Below are 9,006 nucleotides of genomic sequence, written 5' to 3'. Positions count from 1 at the left end.
CATGGCACGCTTTGGAAGACCAAGCGACGCAAGTTCTTTCGAGTACGGATGGTCGCCCAGCCGGATGCTCACCCCGCCGAATCGGGTGCGTACGCCGTCCAGGGTGTGTTCGAAGGCGGTTTCGCGGGTGATGCCGTCGCGGTGCGAGTACGTGCGTTGCGCTTGCTGGCGCGGGGTGAGCATCCGGCTGGGCGACCATCCGTACTCGAAAGAACTTGCGTCGCTTGGTCTTCCAAAGCGTGCCATGGTGTCCAGCTCTGTCGACCACGTACAAATGTCCTTCGGTGATGCCCAGGAGATCTCATGACCATGACGAAACCCGACGTCGACCTCACCGACGGGACTTTCTACGCCGGTGACTCTCGACCCATCTACAAGTGGATGCGCGAGAACGAGCCTGTCTTTCGCGACCGCAACGGATTAGCCGCCGCCTCGACCTACCAGGCAGTGATCGAGGCCGAGCGCAACCCGGAGCTGTTCTCGAATGCCGGCGGCATCCGACCCGACCAACCGGGGGTCGAGATGATGATCGAGATGGACGATCCGCAACATCTGTTGCGCCGCAAGCTCGTCAACTCCGGCTTCACCCGCAAACGCGTGAAAGACCTTGAATCCAAGATCGTTTCGCTGTGTGACACGCTGATCGACGCGGTGTGTGAACGCGGCGAGTGCGACTTCGTCTGGGACCTGGCCGCGCCCCTGCCGATGGCGGTCATCGGCGACATGCTCGGCGTGCGCCCCGAGGAACGCAAGATGTTCCTCAAGTGGTCCGACGACTTGGTCGGCGCGTTGAGCAGCACCGCGGCCGAAGCGGACGTCCAGGTCACCATGGACGCTTTCGCGGCCTACAGCCAGTACATGATGGGCATGATCGAGGCCCGCAAGTCCGAGCCGACCGACGACCTGGTCAGCGTCCTCGTGCACGCGGAGGTCGAGGGCTCACGGCTCGAGGACCACCAGATCGTCACCGAGGTCCTCCTGCTGTTGATCGGCGGCGACGAGACGACGCGCCACACGCTGTCCGGCGGGACGCGCCAGCTGCTGCTGCATCCCGAGCAGCACCGGCGCCTGGCGGCCGACCTGAGCCTGCTGCCCAACGCGATCGAAGAGATGCTGCGCTGGACCGCACCAGTGAAGAACATGGCGCGCACGATCACCGCCGACACCGAATTCCACGGCACCCAGCTGCGCCAGGGCGAGAAGATGATCCTGCTGTTCGAGTCGGCGAACTTCGACGAGAAGGTGTTCGACGACCCGGAGACGTTCAACATCGAGCGCTACCCGAACAACCACCTCGCCTTCGGCTTCGGGACGCACTTCTGTCTTGGCAACCAGCTCGCCCGGCTGGAGCTGTCGATCATGCAGACCCGGCTCTTGCAGCGGCTGCCGGACATGCGACTGGCTTCGGACGCCGACCTGCCCTTGCGGCCGGCCAACTTCGTCTCCGGTCTGGAGAAAATGCCGGTGGCGTTCACGCCGAGCGCACCGTTGAACTAGGCGCCGTCTTCGCCGAACGTGCTCTGGTGGCGGGATTTAGGCGATTTTCCCGCCCTGAGAGCACGTTCGGCGGGCCCAGGCGGCGGCCACTCGTGCGAGGATGCCGCCCCGCGTGTCGTCGGCCGTGACCCGGATGACCATCCAGCCGAGATCGGCCAGCGCCTCGTAGCGGGCGATATCCCGGCTGAACTGCCTGCGATCGGTGCGATGGTGATCGCCCTCGTATTCGACGGCCAGTTTGATGTCCTCCCAACCCATGTCAAGCACCGCGACGAGCTCGCCGTATTCGCCGTAGACAGGAATTTGAGTCCGCGGCCGCGGGTAACCGGCGTTGATGAGCAGCAGCCGCAACCAGGTCTCGCGGGGTGATTCGGCTCCGGCGTCCAACAGCTCGAGTGCTTGCCTGGCGCGCCTGACATTGCGGTGCCCTATGTAGCGTTCGGCGAGTAGTTCGACCTCGGCGGTGTCGAGCCTCGTGGCTCTTGCCAGCGCATCGATAGCGGCGACGGCTCTGCCGATGGGATTGCGACAAGCCAGGTCGAAGGCAGTTCGCGACGGCGTCGTTGCCGACATCCCTTCGATCAGCTGTATCTCGTCGGGGGCGACTCGATCCAGCCAGGTGTGAATTCCCGGCGGCGGCCGCCGGTGTTGATGCAGCAACTGCGCCGGCGCCCTGTCGTCGACCCACCTGGCGCCGTGCAGTGCCGAAGCAGAGTGGCCGGCGACGAGTGCGCGGCGATGTGACCACAGCCAGGCGGCTCGAGCACGCATCGTGGCGGTGACGTCAGATCCGGATGGAACGTAGACGTCGGGGTAGATCGCGACGAACCGGGTGCGTAGCTCGTGGCGCGTTACTTCGCCGGATGCCCGTGCTTCGCTGCCGAGGAATGGTGCAGTCACGCGGGAAGTGTGCCGTCGGACACCGACAGTTTCGCCGAACGTGCTCTGGTGGCGGGATTTAGCCGATTTTCCCGCCCTGAGAGCACGTTCGGCGGGAAAAGGGTGCCCGAGGGGTCTGCGCCAGAGGGGTCTACTTGTTCTGGAAGTTGGGCTTGCGCTTCTCGGCGAACGCCCGGGGGCCTTCCTTGGCGTCGTCGGACAGGAACACCTTGATGCCGATCTGGGTGTCGATCTTGAAGGCCTCGTTCTCGTGCATTCCCTCGGTCTCGCGGATCGCCCGCAGGATCGCCTGCACGGCCAGCGGGCCGTTGTTCTCGATGATCTCGGCGATCTCGAGCGCCTTGGTCAACGCCTGGCCGTCCGGCACCACATGCCCGATCAGGCCCATCTCCTTGGCCTCGGTGGCGGTGATGTGCCGGCCGGTCAGCAGCAGATCGCACGCGACCGTATAGGGGATTTGCCGCACCAGCCGCACGGCCGACCCGCCCATCGGGTAGAGGCTCCACTTGGCCTCCGAGATGCCGAACTTGGCGCTCTCGCCCGCGATGCGGATGTCGGTGCCCTGCAGGATCTCGGTGCCCCCGGCGATCGCGGGCCCTTCGACGGCCGCGATCAGCGGTTTGGTCAGCCTGCGCCCCTTCAGCAGGGCGTCGATTCGCGACGGGTCGTAGCTGCCGTCCTTGAACGACTCACCCGGCGGCTTCTTGGTTGCCGCCTTGAGGTCCATGCCGGCGCAAAAGTAGCCACCGGCCCCGGTCAGGATGCAGCAGCGGATGTCCGGATCGTTGTCGACGCGGTCCCAGGCCTGCACCATGATTTCCATCATTTCGGTGCTCAGGGCGTTGCGAGCGTGCGGCCGGTTCAACGTGACGATCAGGGTGTGACCGCGCTGCTCGACGAGGGCGTCGGGTCCCGGTTGTTCGTTTGCTGGAGCCTCGCCATTCTGCACAGCCACGGCTACCGCCTTTCCGTCCACGTAGGGGGTGAGCTTGTCAAGAAATGTAACACGTTCTAATTTGGTGGCCGTGGCCCTGAATATTGCCGATCTCGCAGAACACGCCATCGACGCTGTGCCGGATCGTGTCGCCCTGATCTGCGGCGACGAGAAGCTGACCTACGCCCAGTTGGAGGAGAAGGCCAACCGCCTCGCCCATTACCTGATCGACCAGGGGGTGAAAAAGGACGACAAGGTCGGGCTGTACTGCCGCAACCGCATCGAGATCGTCATCGCGATGCTCGGCATCGTCAAGGCCGGCGCCATCATCGTCAATGTCAACTACCGCTACGTCGAGGGCGAGCTGCGCTACCTGTTCGACAACTCCGACATGGTCGCCCTGGTCCACGAGCGGCAGTACTCCGACCGGGTCGCCAACGTGCTGCCGGACACCCCGAACGTCAAGACGATCCTTGTCGTCGAGGACGGCAGCGACAACGACTACCAGCGCTACGGCGGCGTCGAGTTCTACACGGCGATCGCGCAGGGCTCGCCGGAACGCGACTTCGGTGAGCGCAGCGCCGACGACATCTACCTGCTGTATACGGGTGGCACGACGGGCTTTCCCAAAGGCGTGATGTGGCGCCACGAGGACGTCTACCGGGTGCTGCTCGGTGGAACAGACTTCGCCACCGGCGAATTCGTCGAGGGCGAATACGACCTGGCCAAGGGCGCGGCCGCGAACCCGCCGATGATCAACTACCCGGTTCCGCCGATGATCCACGGCGCGACCCAGTCGGCCACCTGGCGGTCGATCTTCTCGGGCCAAACCACCGTGCTGGCACCGGAATTCAACGCCGAAGAGGTCTGGCGCACAATTCACGAGCATAAGGTGAACATGCTGTTCTTCACCGGCGACGCGATGGCCCGGCCGTTGCTCGATGCGCTCGACAAGAAGAACGACTACGACCTGTCGTCGCTGTTCATGTTGGGCAGCACCGCGGCGTTGTTCTCGCCGAGCATCAAGGAGCGCCTGCTCGAGCTGTTGCCCAACCGGATCATCACCGACTCCATCGGCTCCTCGGAGACCGGATTCGGCGGCACCAGCATTGTCGCCAAGGGTGCGCCGCACAGCAGCGGCCCGCGCGTGACCATCGACCATCGCACCGTGGTGCTCGACGAGGACGGCAACGAGGTGAAGCCGGGCTCGGGCGTGCGCGGCTTCATCGCCAAGAAGGGCAACATCCCCGTCGGCTACTACAAGGACGAGAAGAAGACGGCCGAGACGTTCAAAACCATCAACGGGGTCCGCTACGCGATCCCCGGGGACTGGGCCCTGGTCGAGGAGGACGGCACCGTCACGATGCTGGGCCGCGGCTCGGTGTCGATCAACAGCGGCGGCGAGAAGATCTACCCCGAGGAGGTCGAGGCGGCGCTCAAGGGCCACCCCGACGTGTTCGACGCGCTGGTGGTCGGAGTTCCCGATCCCCGCTACGGCCAGCACGTGGCCGCGGTCGTGCAGCCCCGCCCGGGTGCCCGGCCGTCGCTGGCGGAGCTGGACCGCTTCGTGCGCTCCGAGATCGCCGGATACAAAGTGCCCCGCAGCCTTTGGCTGGTCGACGAGGTGAAGCGGTCACCGGCCGGTAAGCCCGACTACCGCTGGGCCAAGGAGCAGACGGAGGCGCGTCCCGCCGACGACGTGCACGCCGCCCACGCGACCGCTTGAGCGACTTCGTCAAGCAACACCCGGCCGCGCCGAGCGGCTACTTCGCGTGGGAGGCCGCCGGATTGCGGTGGCTGGCCGGAGTCGACGGGGGCGTGCCGTGCGCGCACGTCGTCTCCGTCGACGCGACGAGCCTGACCCTGCGGCGGCTTGACTCGGTGCCACCGAGCCCCGAGGCGGCGCTCGCGTTCGGCGGCCGGCTCGCCGTCACGCACGACGCGGGTGCCCCCGCGTTCGGCGCCGGGCCCGACGGATGGGACGGACCCGGGTTCTTCGGGCCGCTGTCTCAGCCGCTGCCGATGTCGCTGCGGCGGCACCGCCGCTGGGGTGACTTCTACGCCGAGGAGCGGCTGATCCCGATGGCGGAACTGGCCGCACCGCGGCTCGATGCTTCCACCCGCGGCGCCGTCGATTCCGTCGTAGCGCGTTGCCGCTCCGGCGATTTCGACGACGACGACCGGCCCGCGCGGTTGCACGGCGATCTGTGGAGCGGCAACGTGATGTGGACGCCCGACGGTGTGGTGCTGATCGACCCGGCGGCGCACGCCGGCCACCGCGAGAGCGACCTGGCGATGCTCGCGCTGTTCGGCTGTCCGCACTACGACGCCATCGTCGAAGGCTACGAGCGGGCGAGGCCCTTGCGGGCCGGCTGGCGCAACCGCATCGGGCTCCACCAGCTGTTCCCCCTCCTGGCGCACGTCGTGATGTTCGGTGGCGGGCACGCCCAGCGGACGCACGCCTGCGCCCGCGCCGCGCTCGCTCTCTGACACCGCGTCTACTCTTGATCGCGATGACGGTCGATGTGTGGATGCAGCACCCGACTGCGCGGTTCCTGCGCAGCGACATGCTGGCATCCTTGCGGCGCTGGACCGGTGACTCCATACCGGATGCCGACGTCCCGATCGAGGCGAGCATCGCGAGCATGGACGCGGCCGATGTCCGCTTCGGCCTGCTCAGCGCGTGGCGCGGCCCCGGCGGCCAGGATTTGGTTTCCAACGACGAGGTCGCCGAGTGGATTCGCCTGCATCCGAACCGGTTTGGCGGGCTGGCCACCGTCGACCTCGATCGCCCGATGGAAGCGGTCCGTGAACTGAGGCGCCGTGTTCGAGAGGGATTCCTGGGCCTGCGGGTGGTGCCGTGGCTGTGGAACGCACCGCCCACCGACCGCCGCTACTACCCGCTGTTCGCCGAATGCGTGGAGCTGGGGGTGCCGTTCTGCACCCAGGTGGGCCATACCGGTCCGCTGCGACCATCGGAGACCGGCCGCCCGATTCCCTACATCGACCAGGTCGCGCTCGACTTCCCCGAACTGGTGATCGTGTGCGGCCACGTCGGTTATCCGTGGACCGAGGAGATGGTCGCCGTCGCACGCAAGCATCCGAATATCTATATCGACACGTCGGCCTACACGATCAAGCGACTTCCGGATGAGCTCGTCCGGTTCATGAAAACCGGTACCGGACAACGCAAGGTCTTGTTCGGCACCAACTATCCGATGATGACCCACACGCACGCCCTGGCGGGACTGGATGACCTCGGCCTGGCCGAGGAGGGCCGCCGAGACTTCCTGCACGGCAACGCCGAGCGCGTTTTCAAACTGGAGGCAATCACGTGAACGGTGCCCAGGCCCTGATCAACACCCTGGTCGACGGCGGCGTCGACGTGTGCTTCGCCAACCCGGGCACCTCGGAGATGCACTTCGTGGCCGCGCTGGACACCGTCCCGCGCATGCGCGGCGTGCTGGCGCTGTTCGAGGGAGTCGCAACCGGCGCGGCCGACGGCTATGCCCGCATCGCCGGCCGGCCGGCCGCAGTGCTGCTGCACCTGGGTCCCGGCCTGGGCAACGGCCTGGCGAACCTGCACAACGCCCGGCGGGCTCAGGTGCCGATGGTGGTGGTCGTCGGCGACCACGCCACGTATCACAAAAAGTACGACGCCCCACTGGAATCCGACATCGACGCGCTCGCCGGCACGGTCTCGGGGTGGGTGGGTCGCACCGAACACACCGCGGACGTCGCGTCCGACGCCGCCGAGGCGATCGCCGCCAGCCGCGCGGGCTCGCAGATTTCGACGCTGATCCTGCCCGCCGACGTGTCATGGTCGGACGGCGCGCAACCCTGCGGCACCGTGCCCGCGGAACCCGCGGGTGCCGAGCGGCGGTTGGCGTTCGAGGTGATCGAGGTGCTGCGCTCGGGAGAGCCGACGGTCGTCATGATCGGCGGTGACGCCACCCGCGGACCGGGCCTTGCGGCCGCCGCGCGGATCGCGCAGGCGACCGGCGCGCGGGTGTTGTGCGAGACGTTTCCGACTCGGCTGGAGCGCGGCGCGGGGGTCCCCGCCGTCGAGCGGCTGGCCTATTTCGCCGAGGCCGCAACCGCCCAACTCGGGGATGCCAAGCATCTGGTGCTGGCCGGCGCCAAGTCGCCGGTGTCGTTCTTCGCCTATCCGAACATGCCCAGTGACCTCGTCCCGGCCGGTTGCGAGGTGCATCTGCTCGCCGGGCACAGTGGTGCCGCCGAGGCGCTCGCCGCGGTGGCCGACGAGGTCGCGCCCGGCACGGCTGCCCCGGTGGCGGCGTCGGCGCGGCCGCAGCTGCCGACGGGCGCCCTGACGTCCGCATCGGCGGCCGACGTGATCGGCGCGCTGCTGCCGGAACGGGCGATCGTCGTCGACGAATCGAACACCTCCGGCGTGCTGCTGGCCCAGGCCACCGCGGGGGCGCTGGCCCATGACTGGCTGACGCTGACCGGCGGGGCGATCGGATACGGCATTCCGGCCGCCGTGGGCGCCGCGGTGGCCGCACCCGATCGCCCGGTGCTCTGCCTGGAATCCGACGGCTCGGCGATGTACACGATCTCCGGACTGTGGACTCAAGCGCGGGAAAACCTGAACGTGACGACCGTGATCTACGACAACAGCGCCTACGACATCCTCCGGATCGAGTTGGCTCGGGTGGGTGCCGGGTCGGCCCCCGGGCCGAAGGCGCTGGACCTGCTGGACTTGTCGCGCCCCACAATGGATTTCGTCAAGCTCAGCGAGGGGATGGGCGTGCCCGCCCGCCGCGTCACCACCGCGGAGGAATTCGCCGACGGGCTGCGTCAAGCCTTGAGCGAACCCGGGCCGCACCTGATCGACGCCGTGGTGCCGTCAATAACGGGCTAACCCGGGAAGGCGGCTGAGGACCCACTCGGACATCGTGTTCATGACCTCGACGCCGGTCTCCAACACCCCGTCGTGGACCCGGGCCGCCAGCGCCACGCCCCACTGCCCCGATGGCGTGGGCACGATGCCGAACTGCCGCACCAGGTAGTCGCCGTGCATGCCGGGGCCCCAACCACCCTTGGCCGCAAGGCCTTTGGCGGCCAGCCCCCAGCGATGACCGCTGGTGAGGCGCTGCATCAGGTCGATGACGTCGGTCGAATCGGGGATCGACGGCAGCTCGGCCGCGAACCTTGCTTGCCGCTGCAGGGTCCACTGCGTCTGGCCGAAAGCCGTATACCCACGCCGAAGCCGACGAGATTCGACGACGGTGGCCGTGTCACCGCCCTCGGCGATCACACCCTGCACTCGCCGTGCCGCTTCCTCCGGATCGCCCAGGCGGGACCACAATTGCTCCGACGCGCGATTGTCGGATTCCGTGATGGCCTTGACCGCCAGGTCCTTGGCGTGCAACCAATCGGAGCGCAGCGCGGCGATCGCCAACGGCACCTTGATGGTCGACCACGCGACACCGGACCACCACCGACCCAGCGAGTAGGTGCGATCCGGCCGGGCGATCGCAATGCCGACGTCCGCCGGTACGGTGGCGGAAAGCTGGTCGAAGCTCGCTTCTAGCGCTGTCTCCAGAGGCCGGGAAGTCATGCGCTGATCGGACCAACCATCGCGTCTCCTTCGACGACATGTCTGTGCAATGTCGCATTATCGTCGATCGTCTGAACGCCCAGCGCGACAA

At 67.2% G+C, this 9,006-nt stretch carries 8 protein-coding genes and 2 pseudogenes; 6 read left to right on the top strand and 4 right to left on the bottom strand.

Annotated elements, in window-relative coordinates; translation table 11 throughout:
* Positions 1-165 (bottom strand): annotated as a pseudogene (locus tag A5711_RS27555) (acetoacetate decarboxylase); the annotation flags it as partial.
* Between the two features lie 7 nt (positions 166-172).
* On the opposite strand from A5711_RS27555, the pseudogene A5711_RS27550 reads away from it, so the two are divergent.
* Together A5711_RS27550 and A5711_RS10510 are read left to right on the top strand one after the other, a co-directional pair.
* A pseudogene (locus A5711_RS27550) lies at positions 173-307 on the top strand (acetoacetate decarboxylase); the annotation flags it as partial.
* Positions 304-1,497, top strand: a complete 1,194-nt coding sequence (locus A5711_RS10510) for a cytochrome P450 (RefSeq protein ID WP_067946148.1) — start codon at positions 304-306, stop codon at positions 1,495-1,497. The pseudogene A5711_RS27550 and the gene A5711_RS10510, both read left to right, overlap by 4 nt.
* Positions 1,498-1,533: 36 nt before the next feature.
* Here A5711_RS10510 and A5711_RS10505 read toward each other — a convergent pair whose 3' ends face one another.
* Entirely contained in the window at positions 1,534-2,397 is an 864-nt protein-coding gene (locus A5711_RS10505; protein ID WP_067946146.1) for a hypothetical protein, read from the bottom strand.
* Between the two features lie 130 nt (positions 2,398-2,527).
* A complete protein-coding gene (locus A5711_RS10500; RefSeq protein WP_067946160.1) occupies positions 2,528-3,346 on the bottom strand; it encodes a crotonase/enoyl-CoA hydratase family protein in 819 nt (272 codons plus the stop codon).
* Between the two features lie 70 nt (positions 3,347-3,416).
* On the opposite strand from A5711_RS10500, the gene A5711_RS10495 reads away from it, so the two are divergent.
* The 4 genes from A5711_RS10495 to A5711_RS10480 are packed head-to-tail and all read left to right on the top strand — an operon-like array spanning position 3,417 to position 8,216.
* Positions 3,417-5,057: an acyl-CoA synthetase gene (locus A5711_RS10495; RefSeq protein WP_067946142.1), complete on the top strand. Its 1,641-nt coding sequence runs from the start codon at positions 3,417-3,419 to the stop codon at positions 5,055-5,057.
* Positions 5,054-5,821 (top strand): fructosamine kinase family protein, encoded by a 768-nt coding sequence (locus tag A5711_RS10490; RefSeq protein ID WP_067946140.1) that lies wholly within the window; start codon positions 5,054-5,056, stop codon positions 5,819-5,821. The genes A5711_RS10495 and A5711_RS10490 overlap by 4 nt, the downstream gene beginning before the upstream one ends.
* 23 nt (positions 5,822-5,844) lie before the next feature.
* On the top strand, positions 5,845-6,669 hold the full coding sequence (locus A5711_RS10485; protein ID WP_067946158.1) for an amidohydrolase family protein: 825 nt from the start codon (positions 5,845-5,847) through the stop codon (positions 6,667-6,669).
* On the top strand, positions 6,666-8,216 hold the full coding sequence (locus A5711_RS10480; protein WP_067946139.1) for an acetolactate synthase large subunit: 1,551 nt from the start codon (positions 6,666-6,668) through the stop codon (positions 8,214-8,216). Before A5711_RS10485 ends, A5711_RS10480 begins: the two co-directional genes overlap by 4 nt.
* On the opposite strand, the gene A5711_RS10475 is transcribed toward A5711_RS10480, so the two are convergent.
* Positions 8,202-8,915 carry a serine hydrolase gene (locus tag A5711_RS10475; RefSeq protein ID WP_067946137.1) on the bottom strand — a complete coding sequence of 238 codons (714 nt, stop codon included), beginning with the start codon at positions 8,913-8,915 and terminating at the stop codon, positions 8,202-8,204. The two genes, A5711_RS10480 and A5711_RS10475, sit on opposite strands and share 15 nt — an antisense overlap.
* Between the last annotated feature and the right edge of the window lie 91 nt (positions 8,916-9,006).

The sequence above is a fragment of the Mycobacterium sp. E2238 genome (assembly GCF_001672665.1).
GTDB lineage: Bacteria > Actinomycetota > Actinomycetes > Mycobacteriales > Mycobacteriaceae > Mycobacterium.
This window is presented reverse-complemented; position numbering and strand designations above follow the sequence as displayed.